The organism is Phytoactinopolyspora limicola, from assembly GCF_011320225.1.
In the GTDB taxonomy this organism is placed as follows: domain Bacteria; phylum Actinomycetota; class Actinomycetes; order Jiangellales; family Jiangellaceae; genus Phytoactinopolyspora; species Phytoactinopolyspora limicola.
In genome coordinates this window covers 282423-303034 of record NZ_JAAOEN010000002.1, presented here as the reverse complement: position 1 = coordinate 303034, position 20612 = coordinate 282423, and the positions used below count along the sequence as shown (strand labels likewise).

The following is a 20612-nucleotide window of genomic DNA, read 5'->3' as shown; positions in this document are numbered from 1 at the left end:
AGGGTATCGGGGTCGACGCCGGCGGCGCAGACCTATCGGCCCGGCTGTCACCGTGCGTGGCTATCGTTGCAGTCATGGTCGAAACTGCCGCCCAGCGCCGGCTGCTGCTGGTTCACGCTCATCCGGATGACGAGACGATTGGCACCGGCGCCACTATGGCCCGGTACGTCGCTTCGGGCGCCCACGTCACGCTGGTCACGTGCACTAAAGGCGAGCAGGGTGAGGTCTTGGTCCCTGAACTCGCCCACCTGGCCGCGGATCGTGACGATTCGCTGGGTGATCACCGGGTCAAGGAGCTGGACGCGGCCATGGCGGAGCTGGGGGTCACCGACTATCGCTTCCTGGGCGGAGCTGGGCGTTATCGTGACTCCGGCATGGTGTGGAGCGACGACGGCCGACGGGCTGGCACTCCGGAGAGTATCCGGCCGGACAGCTTCTGGGCGGCGGATCTGCTCGACGCGGCGGGGCACTTGGTCTCCGTCATGCGTGAGGTCCGCCCGCAGGTGGTGGTCACCTATGACGAGAACGGCGGCTACGGGCATCCCGATCACATCCAGGCCCACCGGGTCGCTACCTATGCGATGGCCCTGGCCGCGGCGCCGGGTTACCGGCCGGCATTGGGTCCGGCCTGGCAGGTGCGGAAGATGTACTGGACGGCGACGCCACGAAGCGTGATGCAACGTGCGATCGAACGGATGCGTGACGCCCCCGACAACCCATTTGCGCACGTCGAGTCGGCAGATGAGATGGGCTTCGTGCTCGATGACCGGTACGTGACGACCGCCATCGACGGCACCGCGTGGATGTCGCAGAAAGCGGCGGCTATGCGCGCTTACCCCACTCAGATCGACGTCAGCGGACCGTTTTTTGCCTTGTCGGACAATGTCAGCCATGAGTTGTGGGGCACCGAGTACTTCCAACTGGTCCACGGCAGCACAGGTCCGGTGGATCCGGCTACCGGACTCGAGACCGACCTGTTCGCCGGTCTAGAGCATTAGGGCGAGCTCGTTGGATCTCCTGCGGCGGAGGACCGTTCCGAGCGGCGCGTCACGCCGGTCTCGGCCGACGGCGGTGAGCGGCGCCTATCGGAGGTGGTCCCTTCGGGACGTCGGCCGTGCTCTCCTGGTGGTGGGGCTGTCCGTGGTCGCGGTGGCAGTAGCCGTGGCCGGCGCTTTTATACACCGGTGGGCCGGGATCGTGGGGTTAGGATTAGCGGTTGGTGCGGTCTTGGGGATCATGGTGCTGGCCCGGTACGCTGCTCGTACCCGGGTGGGGATCATGGGTGTCGGGCTAGCCTGGCTGGCGCCGATGTTTATGCTCGCTTTACCGCGGCCTGCGGGGGACATCGTCATCGCTGGGGACGCACCCGGATTGACGCTGTTGTTTGGTGGTGCCGCGACGGTAGCGGTGGCTCTGGGGTTGGGGGTCAGCCGCCACAAGGGGGAAGCAGGGGGCTGAAGATTCGAGGGGAACAAATCGGCACATGTCAAGTAAGATGCGCCGGGGCGGATGATCTCATCCGTACCGCCATGAAGTGGTCGACTGTTAGGTATATGCCCGGTGACCGACAAAAACATGAACGTGGCTAACTCATCTGATAGCAAAACTAACACGGACTCCTCGGCCGGCAACGGCGGCACATCCGCCGACGCCGCGGAGGAAGGCCGTACTGACGCGCCGCACCTGGATCAGCCCGGACCCGCGGATGCGCAGCGAGACGAAGGAAACGCGCCTCGAGACGGCGATCCGCCGGCTGATGCTGCGCCTACCGCAGAAGCCGAGACTACCGAGACTACCGCGGCCGATGCGGCTGAGGACGGCACACCTGCTTCGGGCGCCGAGCCTGCTTCGGATGCTGGTGACGACGGCGCACCGGCCTCGGACGCCGCTGGAGACGGCGCGCGCCCGTCGGATGCTGGTGGGGACGGCCCGGAGAGCGTGGCGGCGGTGCAGGACGGGCCGCCGGTCGCGGATGCCAACGGGTCTGATCCTCAGGGCGCCCCGGTCACACCGGGCGAGGCGCACACCTCGGATGCTGGCGGGGACGGCGTGCCGGCCTCGGACGCCGCTGGAGACGGCGCGCGCCCGTCGGATGCTGGTGGGGACGGCCCGGAGAGCGTGGCGGCGGTGCAGGATGGCCCGCCGGCCCCGGACGTCACCGATGCCGGCCCAGGATCCACATCCGATACGGACGACACCCAGACGCAGGAGATGCCGGCACCAGCCGCGCCTGTGACGCCGAGCCGCGGGCGGCCGCCAGTTGGTGCGCCGACCCACACGTCGTCGGCCACTTCCGTACTCGCCCCGATGCCCATGACTCGAAGCACAGCACCCCCTGCGGCGCAGGAGGGTCTGGCCGCGGGTGCGGCCACCCGCACGGGGGAAGGTGTGGCCGCGGGCGTTTCTCCGGACGGTCCGCCCGACGTGACGGGGCCGTCGGCCGCACCTGTGGACGAGCCGCCGCGGCGGCGCCGCGGCCGGATGGTAGCCGTCGTGGCCGGTGCGGTGATCGTCGTCCTGGGGGCTGTCTATGGCGTCATGTATCTGATGGCGGGAGACAAACTGGCCAGCAACGCCACGGTCGCCGGGGTCGATGTCGGGGGCTTGTCGCCGGCCGAGGCTGAGGCTCGGCTGACAGCTGAATTGCCGGCCATCGTCGACGCGCCCATCCAGCTTCAGCTGGGTGACACCGGCACCACGTACGAGCTGATCCCCTCCGAGGCGGGCCTGGCTGTTGATATCCCCGCCACACTGAGTGCGGTCCCCGGTGGCAGCGCTAATCCGTTGTCGCTGATTCAGGCGCTGTTCGGCGGCGACGAGGTCACCCCCCGGCCGGCGGTTGACGACGACGCCCTGCGCGGCGCCCTGAACGCCATCGCCGAGGAATCGGATACCGCACCGGTCAACGCGGCGGTTGGTTTCGACGATGGTGAGGTCGTCACCAGCGAACCCGTCGCGGGAACCTCCCTCGACGTCGACGGTGCGGCCGAGTTGCTGACCGCTGCTTTCTTCGGCACCGAGGCTCGGGAGATGCCGATCGGTCAGATTGCCGTTCCGGTTGACGAAGTCACGCCGGCTGTCGACGCGGCCGAACTCGAGCGGGCGGTCGCCGAATTCGCCGACCCAGCCATGTCCGGCCCGGTCACGGTGGTCGCCGGCACCGAGAGCGTCGACCTTCCGGCAGCCATGATCGGCGAGGTGTTGTCGTTGTCGCCGGACGAGAATGGCCGGCTGCAGCCGGATCTCGATGGTGCGGCACTGGTCGAGCAGGCCAGTGACCTACTGGCGCAGATCGGGCAGGAAGGCCAGGACGCCACGGTCCGAATCGAAGGTGGTTCCCCCACCGTGGTGCCGGCGCAGTCGGGCCGCGGCGTCGAGACCGACTCCCTGGGCGACCTCGTCCTGCTGGCGCTCACCGAGGACGGCTCCGATCGGCGTGCCGAGGTCGAGCTGGTGGAGGTCGAGCCGGAGCTGACCACTGAAGGCGCGGAGGAGCTCGGCGTCAAAGAGGTGGTGGCCGAGTTCACCACCAACTATCCAGCGGCGCGATACCGGGACGTGAACATCGGACGTGCAGCGGAGCTCATCAACAACACGCTGCTCCTCCCCGGCGACGAGTTCAGCCTGAATGGCACGGTGGGGGAGCGCACCGAGGCGAACGGCTTCACCTCGGGCATCATCATCAACCAGGGGCGCTTGGAGGATGCCATGGGGGGTGGTGTGTCACAGGTCGCCACCACCACCTACCACGCGGCCGCGCTGGCCGGCCTGGAGGACGTGGAGCACTGGCCGCACTCGATCTATTTCGACCGTTATCCGCTTGGTCATGAGGCGACCGTCGCGTGGGGCTCGAAGGACCTACGGTTCAAGAACGACACCCCGTATGGCGTCCTGATCGAGACACGGCACACGTCCAGCGCGGGTGGCGGAAACGGCAGCCTGACGGTACGGATCTGGAGCACCGAGCACTACCGGGTGGAGCTCTCCACGTCGGAACGGGGCAGCTTCACCGCGCCGCGGACCATCCACGACACCAGCTCCAGCTGTCAGGCACAGGCTGGAAGCCAAGGTTTCACGGTCACCGCCTATCGGAAAGTCTGGGGTCCCGACGGCGACCTGGTCAAAGACGAGGCCAACCCGTGGACCTACAACCCCAACCACCGCGTGGTGTGTGGGCCGGAGCCAGGCGACGACTAACACCGCCGCCTTATTGGGCAGGTTGCTGGCGGTAGTGGTAAATGTGATGGTCACCGAAGCCGAGTTTGCGATAGGCCGCCTGCGCCGGGTGGTTCGTCTCCTCCACCTGGAGGTAGACGTCGCCGGCGCCGTGGCTGAGCGCCCATTCGGCTAGGCCGGCCACCACGTGGCTGCCCAGACCTCGGCGGCGGGCCTGCGGGGCTACTTCCACCGCTGCGATACCGAGCCAGAGCCGGCCGCTCGGCGCGGGTGAGATGGCGCCGCGGGCAATAGCGACGCGCTGTCCGGCGTCGTCGACGGAGGCGAAGGCGACCCGTTCGCCGTTGGTCAGGACGTCGACCGCGACGTCGGGCAGTGCGCTGCCCCGGTAGTGGTAGGCCGCCAGCCACTCGTCGTCCGGGTGGTCGCTGATGTGTACTGGTGGGAGGTCGCCTCGGGTTGCGGCGCTGACGTGGTCCGTGGTGGCCGTCATGACCTGTACGGCTTCACTCCGCGACCACTCTGGGGAATCCAGGATCGCCGCCACGCCGCGGCCGAGTAACCCAGGGAGCTGGAACGTGACGGGCAGGCCACGTGCCTGATACCAGTCCCGGACGATGGATAGAGCATCGGGCAACGCCCGGCCTGGGTGGTCGAGCGGGATACACGAGTTGGCCCGGCGAGTGAATCCGCTGGCGGCGCGGAGGGTCCAGCCGCCGATGTGATGTATCTCAAGTGGTCGCCAGCCGAGGGTGGCGGCGGCCTCTAAGTCGCGGATCTCGCGGCGAGTGACCGGCCGGGCCGGGATCGCCTTCACCGCGATCAGGTCCGTTTCGGGGATGGCCTGCGGAGGTTGGTCGCCGCTGCTCACCAGAAGAATCCCGTCCGTCCAGCCGGTCAGGATGCCGAGGATGTCGGTGGCGACATGCGGGCCGGAACGCAGATGACGCCGGACGAGGACACGGCGACCCACGAGCCTGGCCCGTTCCTCCTCGGTGGCTGGCTGTCTCATAGGCTGACCTTCGTTGCATCGGTGTGGGGGTGCAACGCGATACTAGAGGTTGAACGGCGCTCGCAACGCGCCACGACCTGTCTGGAGGAGACCCGTCGTGACATACGTCATCGCGCAGCCGTGCGTGGATCTCAAGGATCTGGGGTGCGTCGAGGAATGCCCTGTCGACTGCATCTACGAGGGGGAACGGATGTTGTACATCCACCCCGACGAGTGCGTCGACTGTGGAGCGTGTGAGCCGGTCTGCCCAGTCGAGGCGATCTTCTATGAGGACGATCTCCCTGAGCAGTGGAAGGACTACTACCAGGCGAACGTCGAGTTCTTCGACGACCTCGGCTCGCCGGGTGGTGCGGCCAAGCTCGGCGCCATCGACAAAGACCACGCGCTGGTGGCGGCCTTGCCGCCGCAGGAAACGGGAGAACACTAGGGCAGCGCGGGCTACGCTCTCGTGATGCCGTCCGCGTATGGAATCAGCCTGCCCGCGTTCCCTTGGGACGCATTGGTGCCGTTCCGGGAACGTGCTCGTGCACATCCCGGAGGCCTGGTCGATCTATCCGTGGGCACACCGGTTGACCCCACTCCGGAGGTAGTACGGCAGGCGCTGATCGCCGCTGCCGACGCGCCGGGCTACCCCACCACAGTGGGCACCCCCGCGCTGCGTGCGGCGGCTGCGGGCTGGCTGCGTCGACGCTTCGGGGTCGCCACAGTCGATCCCGACACCGGTGTGCTGCCCACCATCGGCTCGAAGGAACTGATCGCGTGGCTGCCCACGCTGCTGGGGCTGGGCGCCGACGACGTCGTCGTGCACCCTGAGCTGGCGTACCCGACGTACGACATCGGCGCCCGGCTGGCTGGTGCGCGGCCGCGAGCCGCCGACTCGACCGTTGCGCTGGGGCCGGACCGGCCGCGGCTGGTCTGGTTGAACTCACCGGCCAACCCGCACGGGCGGATCCTCCCGGCCGAGCACCTGGCCAAGATGGTGGCCTGGGCACGTGAGTGTGGAGCTGTGCTCGCCGCCGACGAGTGTTACCTGGAGTTCGGGTGGGACACCACCGCCGTCTCGGTCCTCGATCCCGCGGTCAACGGCGGCTCGCTGGCCGGGATTCTGGCCGTCCATTCGCTGTCCAAGCGGTCCAACCTGGCCGGCTATCGTGCTGGTTTCGTCGCCGGCGACCCCGCGCTGATCAACGTTCTGTTGGAGGCCCGGAAACACGGCGGCATGATGGTGCCGGCGCCAGTCCAGGCGGCCATGACCGCCGCGCTCGACGACGACACCCACGTCGATGGACAGTTGGCGCGCTACCGGCGGCGTCGGACCCTACTCCGGTCCGCCCTCGAGGGTGCAGGCTTCACCATTGATCACTCCGAGGGTTCGCTGTACCTGTGGGCCACTCGTGGTGAGCCGTGCTGGACAACCGTCGACTGGCTGGCCGGCCGCGGCATCCTGGTAGCGCCGGGAGACTTCTACGGTCCAGCCGGCGCCCGCCACGTGCGGGTGGCGCTGACCGCGACTGACGAGCGGGTGGACGCGGCCGTGGCGCGGCTCTCGGCCTGATGATCCGGCCGGGCGCCGGGCCGGATCAGGGCGCGGACACGATGCCCCGGGCGGTGTCCGGATCCGGACCGGTACCGAGAAGCACCTCGCCGTCGGCGCAGCTGATCGCAGCCGACTGGGCGCCGCCGTCGAAGGTTACGATCCCGTCGTTCTCGGCCCTTGTGCTGTCCGGGAAGGCCGCCGCGTAGTACTCGTCGAGGGTGCCGCACAGACCGGGCCGATCGGGATGTTCGGCTAGCGCCAGCGCCATGGCGGTGTCGCCGGCGCGGTCCCAGACCGTGATCCGGCCACCGGCCCACGCTTCGGCCAAGTCTTTAGGGTTGTCGAGTGCGGCGTCGGTGTCGCCGCCGGGTGCCTCCAACAGAAACAGCAGGTCGGCTGCCCCGAACGTGTCGGTGCGGATCTCCGCCCAGCCCGCTGGGGCGGCTGGGGTGTCGACGTCGACCGCGGTTTCGCCGGCCCGATACCGGTCAGGGAACAGGATCTGTGCGCTCGTGGAGGGCAGGTTGGCGTAGGTGTCGTCCACCGCGTCCCAGCCGCCGTCCAGGTAAAGGTGGCAGCTGAACGTCATACCTTCGAGGTAGGGGAACTCCAGGTTGCGCCGGATGAAGTACGGCATCGCGTCCAGCGCGGCCTGGGAATCCGCGGTCTGTGCCTCGAGGGCCAGAAGTTCGCTCATCGGCAAGTGCGCGGAGATGAACATCTGCCCATACAAAGTGGCGTCGCCTTCAATGGCGTTGAGCGCGGCGTAGGCGGCATCGGAGCCGTGTGTTTCGGCCAACTCGGCGGTATCGGGCAGACCGAAGATCTCGTCGGCCAGCGCGTGCACCATCTCGTGGGAGGTGATGTAGGCGCCGAGGCCGTCCATCGTCTCCGAGCCGATCACCAGCTCGCCGGTGTCCGGGTTGTAGAAACCACCAACGCCGGCGTCGAGTGCGTCGAGCTGTGCCTGGACGAGATCGAGCCCGGGTTCGACGGCACCAAGCGCCGCGAGCAGGCGGGCGTCGACGGCTGCCTGCTCGCGGTCGAGTTCGGCCTCGGTCAGCTCGACCGCGCGGCGTTGGACCTCGTCGACAGTCACGAACTCGATGGATAGATCGCTGTTGGTGACCAGTCCGCGTTCGTCCTCGAGGATGTCGCGGACCGCCTGTACCTGGGTCTCGATATCGGCCTCGGGGATGGAACCCGTATTCCCGAGGCCGAGACCACCACCAGGGGACAAACACTGGAACAGGATCGGGTCGATGTCGCCGAAATCGCCGCCCAGCAGGTCACCCAGGTCACCGCCGAGCAGGTCACCGAGGTCGCCCCCGAGCAGGTCACCGAGGCCACCGAGGTCGTCCAGCCCACCCAGCCCACCGAGCAGGTCGCCAAGACCACCAAGGGGGTCGTCGGCCTGCGCTTGTGCATCGGCGAGCTCCGCCCGGACCGTGGCCAGATCGTCTTCGAGACTGGTGATCTGGCGGTCCATGAGGACGTAGACCGTGCCGGACAGGATGAGCCCGAGTCCGGCGGCCACGGCGGTGGCGACCTTCCAGCCGGCCTGACCAGACTGAACGGCGGACGGGCCGGCCGGAGGCGGGTTTTGGTCGACCGGCACGACCGGCTGATCGGGCGACGGGACAGAGCGCTCCGGTGGCGGTGGTGGCGGCGGTGTCTGATTCATCGTCGGTCCACACTATCGACAATCGGAACGTCGGATCGGTTTTTGATCTTGGCTAGAAATTCGGCCACCGAGTTAGCCATCCCGGTCACGTCATCATCGTGAACCCAATGACCACAGCCGCTGAACTCCGCGTACTCGGTTCCCGGCCGGCGTCGCACCATATCGTGCGCCTGTTGTGCGCTCAATACGGTGCTGTCGGCGCCACGGATCAGCAGCGTCGGGCATTGGATGCCGGCCCAATCCGTCCACCATTCGCCGAGAAGTAGCTCCTGCGATCGCATCATCGCCTCCGGTTCGCAGGCCAGACCCCACCCATCGGGGTAGCGCACGGCGCTCTCCAGGAAGTACGACGGATCCGGGATGCCCTGGGCCTGAATCAGCGATCCGAGTTCGGGCAGCGTGTCCGCCCTTCGGGGCCAGCCACGAATGTCGAGAACGGGAGGTTCCACGACGGCTGAGCCTTCCTCGACGATCAGCGCGGGCACGAGTTCAGGATGGCGGGCGGCGAGTTGGAACGCGTTGACGCCGCCCATGGAGTGTCCGAGCACGGCCGATGGGCGCAGTCGAGTGGTGCTCAGGAAGTTCGCCACGTCGGCGACATAGGCATCTCGGCTGAAGGGTCCATCCGAGGGCATGAGTCCATGGCCGCGCTGATCAAGTGCGACGACCCGGACCTGCCCGTGCAGCGCCCTGGCCAACCCGGCGAAGGTGCGGGCACTACCGAAGTGGCCGTGGAGCGCCAACAGCACCGGTCCGTCGCCACCGTAGTCGGTCATCGGCAAGGTGAGAGGCGACGTCATGACGCCGACCCGGCGACGACGTCGATGTGGACGTGATCGAGATGCCGCAGGGTGATGTTCTCGGTGTCACCCGACGGGTGCTCGTACTGCCGCCAGCCATCACCGGATCGCCGAGCGGTCCAGATCATGTCGTCGTAGATCACGGTGGCGACGCCGAGCCGAGACGCGTGGGCCACCGCCCAGTGCGCCACCGCCCACCCCCGCCGGTTCACGTCGGTATCGTCATGCGGGCGGAGCATGACGTCGATCGCCCGGCCGTCGTAATGCGCCGATCCGTCGATGTGTCCCGACGTGACCCCGCCGGGCTGGAAGCCGCCGACGTCGAGCTCGCCGAACACCGCGGTGAGTTCGTCGAGGAGAGTCCTGGTCCGCGGGGTGAGCCCATCGTCGCCCATCTCCTCCGCGGTGAGCTCGCTGAACACCTCCGTGCGGAACTGGCAGTGAAAAGCGCCCGGGGAGTGGCCGGTCAGAGCGGAGGCCAGCGCTCGGGCGTTGCTCTCGTGTTGAGCGTAGGCGTCGGGAAAGGCGCTGCGCTGCACCTCCTGGGCGGCGACGGTGATCTCCATCTCGCGGTAGCCGTTCACCCGGACCAGCGCGTCGTAGAAGGCACTTGCGGCGTAGATCGGATCCTGTACCTGCTCCTCGGTGCCCCAACCCTGCGATGGGCGCTGCTGGAACAGGCCGAGGGAATCGCGGTCACCGTAGTTGAGGTTGTACAGCGTCGATTCTTGGTACGCCGTGGCCAGCGCGATGGTGGCGGCCCGTGCAGGGAGTTCCCGCGCCACGGCGAGACCGGTGATCGTGGCCGCATGTTCGGCCTGCTGGAGGTCGAGGACGGTGCGGTGGTCGCCGACGGAGGCCACACATTGCTCCCTAGGACCAAATACCTGTGAACCTCCGTCGAGGCGCCAAATGAGCAGCGCGGCCAGGCCAAGCCCGAGCACCGCCAACGCGCTCAGGGTCAACAACAGGCGGGCGAAGCGAGGCATGGCGGGCGGGTCCGTCCGGTTCCGCGGTCAGTTGGCGTGAAGAGCGGTGTTGAGCCCGCCCCAGTCGCCCGACCTGGCCAGCGCCTCGACGGTGCCGGTAACGCTGTTGCGACGATAGAGCAGCCCGCCCTGTCCGGTGAGCTCACGCGCCTTGACCACCCGGCTGTCCGGCAGGCTGATCTTGGTACCGGCAGTGATGTAACAGCCGGCTTCGACGACACATCCGTCGCCGAGTGAGATACCGATGCCGGAGTTGGCCCCGAGCAGGCAGCCCTGCCCGATGGTGATCATTTCGGTGCCGCCGCCGGACAGTGTGCCCATGATGGACGCCCCGCCACCGATGTCGGTTCCATCACCAACCACCACACCCGCCGAGATACGTCCCTCGACCATCGAGGCCCCAAGCGTGCCGGCGTTGAAGTTCACGAACCCCTCGTGCATAACCGTGGTTCCGGGTGCGAGGTGGGCGCCGAGCCGGACCCGGTCCGCATCGGCGATCCGGACACCGGATGGCACCACGTAATCGACCATCCGGGGGAACTTGTCGACCCCGTAGACGATGACCGGCCCGCGCTGACGCAGGTGTAGCCGGGTAACCTCGAAGTTCTCGACGGCGCATGGGCCATGGTTGGTCCAGACGACGTTGGACAGGGTGGCGAACAACCCGTCCAGGTTGACTTCGCGGGGCCGCACCAACCGATGCGACAGCAGATGTAGCCGCAGGTATGCGTCCGCGGCGTCAGCGGGTGGTTCGTCCAGATCGATGGTGGCCTGGGTGAGGCGGATCCGAACCCCTCGGTGGGGATCGTCACCCTCCAGGTTGCGCAGCTCGATCAGCGCATCGGAACCAGATGGCGGTTTGTCGACAGACGGTGACGGGTACCAAGCATCGAGAGTTGTGCCGTCCAGGGTTGTGGTGGTGAGTCCGAATCCCCAGGCGAGGCGTGCATCGGGCATGTCTCCAGCCTAGTCGGACGGCTCGGAGTTGCTGCCCAGCGGGGCGGAGGAAGAGGCGATATGAGAACACCGAGGGTATGGATCGGCATCGGGAACCGGTGGGTTTCGGCGTTGGCCGTCGCGGCGGCGGCGTTGTTGATCATGCCGTTCATGGTCGCGGCGACGGCGAGCCCAGCCGGCGGAGCCGACGAGCTCGATGGAGCCCGTGCGGCGGAGATGGCCGACCTGCTCGAACTGCAGCCGGGTGGTGTGCAGGTGTCCGACAATGCACTGGCCTGGGACGACGGCACCGTCGTGGTGTGGCCGGATCCCGGTATGGAGCGGGCTCCGGCCGGCTTGGGCAGCAACGTGCGGCGCGATGCGGCGGAGCGAATGGGCGTGGCCGGGCTGGCTGAATCGGGGGAAGTGTCGCCAATGGGTGTCTACACCTCGTGCCCGTCGAGTTACTACTGCTTCTACACCAGCACCAACTACGACGGTGTGCGGTACCAGTTCTCGAGCACATGCTCCGGGTATGCGTCGAGTTGGGGATTCAACAACCAGACGTCGTCGTGGGTCAACCGATCCGGCAGCAAGAAGATTATTTACGCCTATGAGAGCAACGGCGGCCGGTTGTTGTGGCACCAGCCGCATCCGTCGCAGAGTTCCTACGTCGGGTCCAGCAACAACAACCGGATGAGCTACTGGCGCTGCTCCCACACCTAGAGCCCCCTCCCCATGATCATTGGCTTTTGACTACCGAATTCGGTAGTCAAAAGCCAATGATCACTGGAAGGTGGTGTAGTCGATGACGGCCGGCGCAGCGACGTCCACCGTCTCGACGTCGGCCGTCAGAACCTGCTCGAAGCCGAGGATCAGGCCGTCCTCCGGATCCAGCAGCAACACCTGCCGGACCGGCCACCCCGACACCTCGCTGTCGGCCGCCACGGCGATCGCCGTCCGACCGGCTCGATCGGTGGTACGCCCCAGCTCGATCACACCCGGCTCGGCCGCGAGGACGTCGAGCACTCCTGCGAGGACCGCTCCGGACAGAACCTGCTCGTGCCGCAGTTCGTGAACGGCCAGCAGCAGAGCGCCGGCATCATGGGCCGCATCGGGCCGTTCGGACTCCAAGAGTTCCCGCAACCGGTCTGGTTCAGCCGGGAGGTCGGCAGGGAAGGCGAAAGCGTAACTTCCGGGTGGCATCGTGTCCGAACGCACCACGGAGCCGTGTGGTCCCGGGCGGCCGGCGTCGTCCCAGGCACGTCGGTAGGCGTCGGTGGGGAATTGTGGCTCGCCGCCCACCTCGTGGACACTCACCGCACCATCTTCGTGCCGGGTGAACTCTCGAAGCACCGGGATCACCGCCGTGGTCACTGGAGGCCCGACGACGCCGGACGCTGATCCCTCGCCGTGACTCTCAACGGCCGCACCTTCGGGAGCCGCGCCCTCGGGAGCGGCACCGTCGCCGGGTAACACGCCGACCGTCACCGCCAGCGACCACCGCTCCGTCCGGATGGTGGTGTCGACACCGTCGACCGTTGGTGTGGTGGCCGCCTGCCGGGCCAGCACGCTCAACATGGTGCCGGCGGGGTCACCCGTTGCCACCTCGTGCCCCAAGAGTGGTGGGGTGGCCGCCTGGGCAACCCCACCGTCCGGGCGCAGCACGCCGCCGACGGCCAGCGCCGCGATCGCCAGCACGGACGCCGTAGCCGTCGCCAGTCCGAGCCTGGCCACCTGTCGGCGGGTCCGCCGTGGTCGGCCGGCGCGGCCGCGATCGCCCGCCGGTGCGGCGCCATGGTGGGTATCACGAACCACAGATTCGAGCAGAGCGCGGATAGCGGGTCCACGTTCGAGGGGCTGCCCGCTCGGCGGCGACTCGATGGTCTCGAGCCGAAGGATGGTGGAGCTTGTCACCGTGGTGTAGCCTCCCTGGCGCGCGCAGCGGCCAAGCCGGCCCCGGCAGCGGCCCTTGCCGGCGTTGATGCTTCCATCAGCCGCCTGAGATGTTCATGTGCGCGGGCGAGCCGGGAGCGGGCGGTGCCGACCGGGATGCCAAGTGCGATGGCTGCTTCGGCGGTGGTCCGTTCGCCCCACACGCATAGTGCGAGTACCTCTTGCTCGCGCTGCGGTAGTCGGCGGAACACCCGGAGGATCTGCTTCATCTGCTGTTCGGTCTCGGCCCGGGCGGCGGCGTTGGCCGTCGGGTCGCCGTCGACGACGGCCGGGGGGAGTTTGGCCAACAGCTTGCGGTGCCTGCGCACGGCCCGGGTGCTGTGCCGGGCGACCTGTGAGGCGATCCCGAGTAGCCACGGAACCAAGGTGGCCACGTTCGCCTCTGGCTCGCCCCGGCGCCGCCATGCCTCCAGGAACACGACCGTGGTGAGGTCTTCGGCAGTGTTCCAATTGGCGGTGAGCCGGAAGCAGAACGTATAGACGGTGTGGGCGTGGCGGGTGAACAAGTCACCGAAGGCAGAAGGATCGCCGCGTCGAGCGCGTGACCACAGCTGCTCGTCGCTCGGCTCGCGCGCGGTCGTTTCCTCCTCGACCACACTCATCGATACTAATGTCGCACTCTTCCGGCCCGGATGCCACTGGGCAAGCCGCGACCGGCCTTCGCTGGGCATTATCGTGACCCGCGTGAACACACCACTCGACCTGACTCTGTCCGCTACCGACCTGACGGTGGCTATTTGTGACATCCCGTCCGTGAGCGGCGACGAGAGGACCCTGGCCGACGCCGTCGAGCACACCTTGCGGCAGTTCGGGCACCTGGCGGTGTACCGCGACGGCGACGCGGTGGTGGCCCGCACCGACCGCCCAGGTGCGGCGGGCCGAGTGGTGATAGCCGGGCACCTCGACACCGTCCCGATAGCCGGCAATCTCCCGGTCCGCCGCGAGGGCGACGTCCTGTGGGGCCGGGGCACGGTGGACATGAAAGGTGGTGTCGCCGTGATGCTCCGACTGGCCGCACACGTCACCGAGCCGGCCCGAGACGTCACCTACGTCTTCTACGACAACGAGGAGGTCGCGGCGGAGCACAACGGGCTGGGCCGGGTCAGCCGCAGCCATCCGCGGTGGCTGGCCGGCGAGTTCGCGGTGCTGATGGAGCCCACGTCGGCCACCGTCGAAGGCGGCTGCAACGGCACGCTACGCGCCGAGGTGACGGTGCGGGGCACCGCGGCTCACAGCGCCCGCTGGTGGATGGGGCGTAACGCCATCCATGACGTCGCACCCGTACTCGACCGGCTACGCGCCTACCAACCGGCCCAGGTGGAGGTCGACGGTCTCGTCTACCGCGAAGGCCTGAGCGCGGTCGGCATCGACGGCGGTATCGCCGGGAACGTGATCCCCGACCGGTGCACCGTGTCGGTGAACTACCGATTCGCTCCGGACAAGTCCGAACAGGAGGCGTTCGGCCATGTCCGCGACGTGTTCGACGGCTTCGACGTGGTGCTCGTGGACAGCGCACCGGCTGCCCGGCCCGGGCTCGACGAGCCGGCGGCGGCGGCGTTCGTGGCGGCCGTCGGCGGTACGGTACGAGCCAAGGAAGGCTGGACCGACGTCGCGCGCTTCTCCGAGTTTGGTGTCCCCGCGGTCAACTATGGCCCCGGTGACCCCCTGCTGGCCCATGCCGACGACGAACGGGTCGACGTCGGCGACATCGAAACGTGTGAGACGCGGATGCGAGCGTGGCTCGGCTCTGCCGGCTGAGCGGGCGCTCGGGGCCGTGGCGTTAGGGTCGATACGCTGACGGCGTGACAACCACAAGACATTCCCGCTCCGCTGCCTCTGCCGACACCCCCACCGACCGGCCGGCCGAACGCCACCAAGGGCCGGTCACTCTGCGCGGCTCTCAGATTCACAGCGATACCACCGACCAGCGCCTGCTCGATCACCGCGGCCCCGGCGATTGGGTGCATACCGATCCCTGGCGGGTGCTGCGGATCCAGTCCGAGTTCGTCGAGGGTTTCAGCGCACTCGCCACCCTCGGGCCCGCGATCAGCGTGTTCGGCTCCGCTCGTACACCGGAGGACGATCCGCAGTACGCCGCGGCGGTCGACCTCGGCCGCAGGCTCGTCGAGGCTGGTTTCGCGGTCATCACCGGGGGCGGCCCCGGTATCATGGAGGCGGCGAACAAGGGGGCCAGTCTGGCCGGCGGCACTTCGGTCGGGCTCGGCATCGAGTTGCCTTTCGAGCAGGGGCTCAACGAGTACGTCGACCTCGGTATCGACTTCCGGTATTTCTTCGCCCGTAAGACGATGTTCGTCAAATATGCCCAGGGTTTCGTCGTGTTTCCCGGCGGCTACGGCACCCTCGACGAGTTGTTCGAGTCGCTCACCCTGGTACAGACCGGCAAGGTCACCACGTTCCCTATCGTGCTCGTGGGAACCGAATACTGGCGGGGCATGGTGGACTGGCTGCGCGGTTCACTCGCCGCGGAAGGAAAGATCTCAACCGCCGACATCGACCTGTTCACCGTCACCGACGATCTTGACGTGGTGGTCGACGTGCTGGCCAGCGCCGACGACGACCGGCGGGCCCGGGAGGCAGCCGCGGTCACGAGAACACCGGCCGCCGCGGAGTGAGCGGCGGCTGAGCGCCGGCGCCGGCTTCGAGCGGGAGTCGATCAGGCCAGGCCCCGCCGTGGGGCGCGGGGTGGCAGGTCGCCCTTGATCGCCGCGACCATGTCCAGTACCTGCCGGGTGGCGGCGACGTCGTGCGCCCGGAACACCCGAGCCCCTTGCCAGGCGGCCACCGCGGTGGCCGCGAGGGTGCCGGACAGCCGCTCGTCGACGGGCAAGTCGAGCGTCTCCCCGACGAAGTCCTTCCGCGACATGCTGACCAGCACCGGCCAGCCAGTGTCGACGAGCTCGCCGAGCCGGCGGCTGACCTCCAGCGAATGGTACGTGTTCTTGCCGAAGTCGTGAGTGGGGTCGACGAGGATCCCGTCCGGCCGGACCCCGAGGTCGACGGCCCGGTTGGCCAGTCCGGTCGTGCCGGTGACGACGTCGGCCATGACGTCGTCGTAGGTCACTCGGTGTGGATCGGTGCGCGGCGCGTGTCCACCGGTGTGGCTGCATACGAGACCGGCGTCCCATCGGGCCGCGACCTCCGCCAGCTTGGGATCCGCGCCGGCCCAGGCGTCGTTGACGAGGTGGGCACCGGCTTCGCACAGGACGTCGGCGACACCGGACCGGTACGTGTCGACACTGATCACGATCCGGGGGTAGCGCTCGTGGATGGCCGCCACCAGCCCCACCGTGCGCTCGATCTCGTCCGCTTCGCTGACTGGTGGTCCCACTCCGGCCTTGACGCCACCGACGTCGATGATGTCGGCCCCTTCCTCGACCACGCGATCGACCCGGTCTAGGGCGGCAGCCAGCAGGAATGTGGCGCCGCGGTCGTAGAAGGAGTCGGGGGTGCGATTCACGATCGCCATGACGGCGAACGCGCGGTGGTCGAAGACGGACGACCCCAGACGTAGTGCGGTCAGCTCACGTGGCACGATCTGATTATGTACGCCGTGTTCGCGTTGGTGGTCGCCGCGGTGGTGTTCGCGGTGGTGGCGGTGGCGCTCGGCTGGGGCCGCACGCTGGAGGACGAGGTGCCGGTCACCGCCGGACCGCAGCTCGGTGACGACCCAATGTCCGAAGCCGATGTGGCAGCCCTACGGTTCGCGGTGGTGGCTCGGGGTTACCGGATGGACCAGGTCGACGACGTTCTGCGGCGGCTCGGAGCCGAACTCGCCGAACGCGACGAGCGGATCGAGCGGCTCGAGGACACCGTACGGCGCTGGGTTGGCCCCGAAGCCGTCGAACAGCTGCGCCCGGTCCACCACGAGCCGAGTTGACCACCGGGGAGGTCGGTGGTGCGGACCAGCCCGCCGGCCGGGTCAGGTGGTTCGGGCGACGCACCCAGCCAGGTGATCGTTGACGACGCCGGTCGCCTGCATCGTGGCGTAGGCGGTGGTGGGTCCAACGAACACGAAGCCGCGCCGCTTGAGCGCCTTGGCCAGGGCGGTGGACTCCGGTGTGGTGGCCGGCACGTCGGCCAGGCTACGTGGTGCGGGATGGTCAGCCGAGTCCGGCGCGAACGACCACACCAGCCGGTCCAGGGCTCCGTCGCCCTCGGCCTCGCGTAGGCCGAGCAGCGCCCGGGCGTTGGTGATGGCAGCGTTCACCTTTGCCCGGTTCCGCACGATAGCGGCATCGGTCAACAGCCGAGTGACGTCGTCATCGCCGAATCGGGCGACGACGGTGGGGTCGAACCCGGCGAACGCACGCCGGAAACCGGCACGTTTACGAAGGATGGTCAACCACGACAGGCCAGATTGGAAACCCTCCAGCGTCAGCCGCTCGTACAACTCGGCGTCGCCATGGACCGGCCGGCCCCATTCGTCGTCGTGATACTCGATGTAGTCGGATGTACTCAGCGCCCACGGGCAGCGGAGAAGGCCGTCGGGGCCGGGCGCGGCGCCATCGGGCACGGTGTCGGTCGGCATCACTAACGGCCCTGGAAGGTGGGCTTCTGCTTGGTCAGGAAGGCCTGTACCGCGTCGCGGTGGTCAGCTGTCCGACCGGTGTGTTGCATCAACTCGGCCTCCTTCGTTGTTGCCTCGTCGAAGGTATGAGTAGCTGACCAGTCCAGCGCCTCGCGTAGGGCGGCATAGGCCACGGTTGGCCCGGCGGCGAGCTGCCGCGCCAGCTCGATGGCCCGCGGCACGACGTCGGCGGCGGGTACAACCTCGGTGGCTAACCCGATGGCGTGCGCCTCAGGAGCCTTGACGGTACGTGGCAGCAGCAGCAATTCGCGCGCCTTGGCCCAGCCAACCAGTCGGGGCAGCGTCCACGACGTCCCGGTGTCACAGGACAGCCCGATCCCGGCGAAGGCCAGGTTGAAGCCCGCGGTGTCGGCGACGACCCGGAGATCACACGCGAACGCGTACGACGCGCCGGCACCGGCCGCTATCCCGTTCACCGCCGCGATCACCGGTTTGGGCATCCGGGCGAGGGTACGCACGGTCGGGTTGTAGTACTCGTCGACGATGTCTCCGAGCCCGGTCGAGCCGTCGCGTAACCGCTCGGCGTGTTCCACGAGGTCTTCGCCCGCGCAGAAGGCACGGCCGGTGCCGGCCAGGACAACCGCACGGACCGAGGTGTCGTCGGCCGCCCGGTGGACGTGATCACGCAAGGCCGTCTTGGTAGCGATATCCAGGCTGTTCAGGGCATCGGGCCGGTTGAGCGTGATGACGGCGGTGTGGCCGTCGACGTCGTACAGGACCGGTTCGGTCACGGTGCGGCTCCTCTCGGCTGCTGGGCCATCCGGGTTCTTCCGGATGGTTCGCGAGTGACACCATCCTGCCCCGTCCTGTTCCCTAGACTTGACGCGGTCTCCCCGCAGCGGAGCTGATGCGGGATAATGAGGTTGATCGTGACGTGCCGGGTCGGCTTCCAGATCGGATCTGGAGGCGTCCGGCACGCTTGACAGGAAGGAGTGCGCGGATGGCGGCGATGAAGCCGCGGACTGGCGACGGACCGCTCGAGGTCACAAAGGAGGGACGCGGCATCGTTATGCGTGTCCCGCTGGAGGGCGGAGGCCGACTCGTCGTCGAGATCTCGCTTGACGAGGCTCACGCGCTCAGCGATGCGCTGAAGGACGTCACTGGGTGAGGCCCCGCGTCGGGTGGCAGGCATGCAGCCTGGCGGCGGTTGTTCCCGATGACATAGAAATCCTCTGACGCGCCCCGTCCGGGGTGATCGATCCCGGACGGGGCCGTACTGTGCCCGTATGGGAGGCATTGTGCTCGACCAGAACCCGGTGCGACCAACCACGGTGGTGCCCGACGCCCGGGGCGTCCTCGACGTCGATGCCCCCGTACTGGCCATCCCGGTATGGTCCGCGGATGCCGCCATGACCGCATTGGACGACGACACTCCCGGCGTGGACGACACCTCGGCCACCGGCGATCACGCCGACGGACCATGGATCGGACCTGGCGGTGCGGAGGTCGCCGACGCGCTCCAGCTCGATCTCTTCTGGCTGCTCGAACGGGAGAACGGCACGGGCCGTGCGGGTGAGATCGTCTCGTTGCCGGTCTTCGAGACGGGGCGAGGCGCCAGCAGTGTCGACGGCGACGTCGACGTCACCCGAGTTGTGCTGGTTGGACTCGGCGACGGCTCCCCGGTGGCCTACCGGAAGGCCGGCGCAGCCCTGGCCCGGTCGATGCGCGGGGTAGACAGGCTCGCCACCACTATCGGTGCCGCGGCCGAAGACGACACCCGGCTACGTGCCTTCATCGACGGCCTGATGCTGGCGACCTTCGCCCTGGGAGGTTTCCGCAGCCGTCCGGCAGACCCGGCGAAGGCACCGTTGGGAACGGCGGTGCTGGCCGGTGTCGCCGACGACGGCGCCGCCCCCGTCCGGCGAGCCGCGGTGATCGCCAACGCGACGTGGTTCGCCCGGGAACTGATCCACACCCCGTCCAACGTCAAAGATCCCGCGTGGCTGGCCGAACGGGCCCGGCAGCTCGGACACGACGGTGACCTCGAGGTTCATGTCCGGGACGAGAGGAAGCTGGCCGCGGAGGGGTTCGGCGGACTGGTGGCCGTGGGTATGGGTTCGGCCCGGCCGCCACGGTTGATCGCGGTGCGTTATGAGCCGCCCAGCGTCGGCCCCGACACACCACACGTCGTGCTGGTCGGCAAGGGCATCACCTTCGACTCCGGTGGGCTGTCGCTGAAACCAAGCGCGTCCATGGTGACCATGAAGACGGACATGTCCGGCGCGGCCGTCGTGCTCGGGGTGCTGTCCGCGCTGGCCGAGCTGGGCGTCACGGTGCGGGTGACCGGCCTGATCGCCGCGGCGGAGAACATGCCCGGAGCGACGGCGCAACGGCCCAGCGACGTGATCACCCAGTACGACGGCACAACGGTCGAAGTCCTCAACACCGATGCCGAAGGCCGCCTTGTGCTGGCCGACGCGTTGGCGTATGCCGTGGCGGAATTGGAACCGACCGCGTTGGTCGACATCGCCACCCTGACCGGTGCCGCCCTGGTGGCGCTGGGCCGTACCCACGCCGCCCTCTACGCCACCGACGACAGCTTGGCCGACGAGCTGATCGACGCCGGCGCCCGGGCGGGTGAGCGGATGTGGCGGCTGCCGCTCGTCGAGGACTATCGCGAGGGGCTGGACTCCGCCGTCGCCGACGTCGCGCACATCGATACCGGTGGGTTCGGCGCCTCGTCGATCTCGGCCGCGTTGTTCCTCGAACGCTTCACCGGTGACGTACCGTGGGCACACCTCGACATCGCCGGTGCTGGCCGCGCCGAAAAGAACAAGGTCGAGCTGGTCAAAGGTGGTACCGCGTTCGGCGTCCGGGCCCTGCTCACCTGGCTCGAATCACTCGGTGCGTCCTCCGCCCGATGACGGCGGAGCGTGCCACCCCGGGCAGTGCACCGGCTCGGTGGCGAGTACC

Annotated in this window: 21 protein-coding genes; 11 read left to right on the top strand and 10 right to left on the bottom strand. The window is 68.2% G+C overall.

All coding sequences use genetic code 11. From position 1 onward, the window contains the following. Positions 1–74 precede the first annotated feature (74 nt). The 3 genes from mshB to G8760_RS07015 all read left to right on the top strand — a co-directional run bounded on the left by mshB (position 75) and on the right by G8760_RS07015 (position 4197). On the top strand, positions 75–998 hold the full coding sequence (mshB, locus tag G8760_RS07025; protein ID WP_166348882.1) for an N-acetyl-1-D-myo-inositol-2-amino-2-deoxy-alpha-D-glucopyranoside deacetylase: 924 nt from the start codon (positions 75–77) through the stop codon (positions 996–998). A gap of 73 nt (positions 999–1071) precedes the next feature. Beyond that, entirely contained in the window at positions 1072–1458 is a 387-nt protein-coding gene (locus G8760_RS07020; protein WP_207782100.1) for a DUF6113 family protein, read from the top strand. 123 nt (positions 1459–1581) lie between these two features. Continuing rightward, complete coding sequence (locus G8760_RS07015) at positions 1582–4197, top strand: VanW family protein (RefSeq protein ID WP_166348875.1); 2616 nt, start codon at positions 1582–1584, stop codon at positions 4195–4197. Positions 4198–4207: 10 nt separating this feature from the next. On the opposite strand, the gene G8760_RS07010 is transcribed toward G8760_RS07015, so the two are convergent. Then, positions 4208–5188, bottom strand: a complete 981-nt coding sequence (locus G8760_RS07010; protein WP_166348871.1) for a GNAT family N-acetyltransferase — start codon at positions 5186–5188, stop codon at positions 4208–4210. A 97-nt stretch (positions 5189–5285) separates the two neighbouring features. On the opposite strand from G8760_RS07010, the gene fdxA reads away from it, so the two are divergent. Then, a complete protein-coding gene (fdxA, locus tag G8760_RS07005; RefSeq protein ID WP_166348868.1) occupies positions 5286–5615 on the top strand; it encodes a ferredoxin in 330 nt (109 codons plus the stop codon). A gap of 24 nt (positions 5616–5639) precedes the next feature. Then, complete coding sequence (gene dapC, locus G8760_RS07000) at positions 5640–6743, top strand: succinyldiaminopimelate transaminase (RefSeq protein WP_166348865.1); 1104 nt, start codon at positions 5640–5642, stop codon at positions 6741–6743. A gap of 25 nt (positions 6744–6768) precedes the next feature. On the opposite strand, the gene G8760_RS06995 is transcribed toward dapC, so the two are convergent. Genes G8760_RS06995 through dapD form a run of 4 tightly spaced genes read right to left on the bottom strand, consistent with a single transcriptional unit; the run spans position 6769 to position 11155 of the window. Further along, the gene (locus tag G8760_RS06995; protein WP_166348221.1) at positions 6769–8409 is read right to left on the bottom strand and encodes a hypothetical protein; all 1641 of its coding nucleotides are present in this window, start codon (positions 8407–8409) and stop codon (positions 6769–6771) included. Beyond that, on the bottom strand, positions 8406–9209 hold the full coding sequence (locus G8760_RS06990; RefSeq protein ID WP_166348861.1) for an alpha/beta fold hydrolase: 804 nt from the start codon (positions 9207–9209) through the stop codon (positions 8406–8408). Before G8760_RS06990 ends, G8760_RS06995 begins: the two co-directional genes overlap by 4 nt. Beyond that, complete coding sequence (locus G8760_RS06985; RefSeq protein ID WP_166348858.1) at positions 9206–10198, bottom strand: VldE C-terminal domain-containing protein; 993 nt, start codon at positions 10196–10198, stop codon at positions 9206–9208. The genes G8760_RS06990 and G8760_RS06985 overlap by 4 nt, the downstream gene beginning before the upstream one ends. 27 nt (positions 10199–10225) lie before the next feature. Then, complete coding sequence (gene dapD / locus G8760_RS06980) at positions 10226–11155, bottom strand: 2,3,4,5-tetrahydropyridine-2,6-dicarboxylate N-succinyltransferase (protein ID WP_166348855.1); 930 nt, start codon at positions 11153–11155, stop codon at positions 10226–10228. Positions 11156–11215: 60 nt separating this feature from the next. Between dapD and G8760_RS06975 the strand changes: the two genes are divergently transcribed. After that, complete coding sequence (locus G8760_RS06975; protein WP_166348852.1) at positions 11216–11860, top strand: peptidase inhibitor family I36 protein; 645 nt, start codon at positions 11216–11218, stop codon at positions 11858–11860. A 60-nt stretch (positions 11861–11920) separates the two neighbouring features. On the opposite strand, the gene G8760_RS06970 is transcribed toward G8760_RS06975, so the two are convergent. Together G8760_RS06970 and G8760_RS06965 are read right to left on the bottom strand one after the other, a co-directional pair. Then, positions 11921–13051, bottom strand: a complete 1131-nt coding sequence (locus G8760_RS06970) for a hypothetical protein (RefSeq protein ID WP_166348849.1) — start codon at positions 13049–13051, stop codon at positions 11921–11923. Continuing rightward, a complete protein-coding gene (locus G8760_RS06965) occupies positions 13048–13692 on the bottom strand; it encodes an RNA polymerase sigma factor (RefSeq protein WP_166348845.1) in 645 nt (214 codons plus the stop codon). The genes G8760_RS06970 and G8760_RS06965 overlap by 4 nt, the downstream gene beginning before the upstream one ends. Positions 13693–13774: 82 nt before the next feature. On the opposite strand from G8760_RS06965, the gene dapE reads away from it, so the two are divergent. Together dapE and G8760_RS06955 are read left to right on the top strand one after the other, a co-directional pair. Beyond that, the gene (gene dapE, locus G8760_RS06960; protein WP_166348842.1) at positions 13775–14848 is read left to right on the top strand and encodes a succinyl-diaminopimelate desuccinylase; all 1074 of its coding nucleotides are present in this window, start codon (positions 13775–13777) and stop codon (positions 14846–14848) included. Positions 14849–14892: 44 nt separating this feature from the next. Beyond that, the gene (locus tag G8760_RS06955; protein WP_207782099.1) at positions 14893–15723 is read left to right on the top strand and encodes an LOG family protein; all 831 of its coding nucleotides are present in this window, start codon (positions 14893–14895) and stop codon (positions 15721–15723) included. Between the two features lie 41 nt (positions 15724–15764). On the opposite strand, the gene folP is transcribed toward G8760_RS06955, so the two are convergent. Next, a complete protein-coding gene (folP, locus tag G8760_RS06950; protein ID WP_166349970.1) occupies positions 15765–16577 on the bottom strand; it encodes a dihydropteroate synthase in 813 nt (270 codons plus the stop codon). A 75-nt stretch (positions 16578–16652) separates the two neighbouring features. On the opposite strand from folP, the gene G8760_RS06945 reads away from it, so the two are divergent. Next, positions 16653–16988, top strand: coding sequence for a DivIVA domain-containing protein (locus G8760_RS06945; RefSeq protein ID WP_166348838.1), 336 nt, complete (start codon positions 16653–16655; stop codon positions 16986–16988). A 42-nt stretch (positions 16989–17030) separates the two neighbouring features. Here G8760_RS06945 and G8760_RS06940 read toward each other — a convergent pair whose 3' ends face one another. Both G8760_RS06940 and G8760_RS06935 read right to left on the bottom strand, forming a co-directional pair. Continuing rightward, positions 17031–17639 carry a DNA-3-methyladenine glycosylase I gene (locus G8760_RS06940; protein ID WP_166348835.1) on the bottom strand — a complete coding sequence of 203 codons (609 nt, stop codon included), beginning with the start codon at positions 17637–17639 and terminating at the stop codon, positions 17031–17033. Between the two features lie 2 nt (positions 17640–17641). Then, on the bottom strand, positions 17642–18430 hold the full coding sequence (locus G8760_RS06935) for an enoyl-CoA hydratase-related protein (RefSeq protein ID WP_166348832.1): 789 nt from the start codon (positions 18428–18430) through the stop codon (positions 17642–17644). A 209-nt stretch (positions 18431–18639) separates the two neighbouring features. Between G8760_RS06935 and G8760_RS29765 the strand changes: the two genes are divergently transcribed. Both G8760_RS29765 and G8760_RS06925 read left to right on the top strand, forming a co-directional pair. Next, entirely contained in the window at positions 18640–18807 is a 168-nt protein-coding gene (locus tag G8760_RS29765; RefSeq protein WP_162452433.1) for a DUF3117 domain-containing protein, read from the top strand. A 118-nt stretch (positions 18808–18925) separates the two neighbouring features. Beyond that, positions 18926–20563 carry a leucyl aminopeptidase gene (locus G8760_RS06925; protein WP_166348826.1) on the top strand — a complete coding sequence of 546 codons (1638 nt, stop codon included), beginning with the start codon at positions 18926–18928 and terminating at the stop codon, positions 20561–20563. Positions 20564–20612 lie beyond the last annotated feature (49 nt).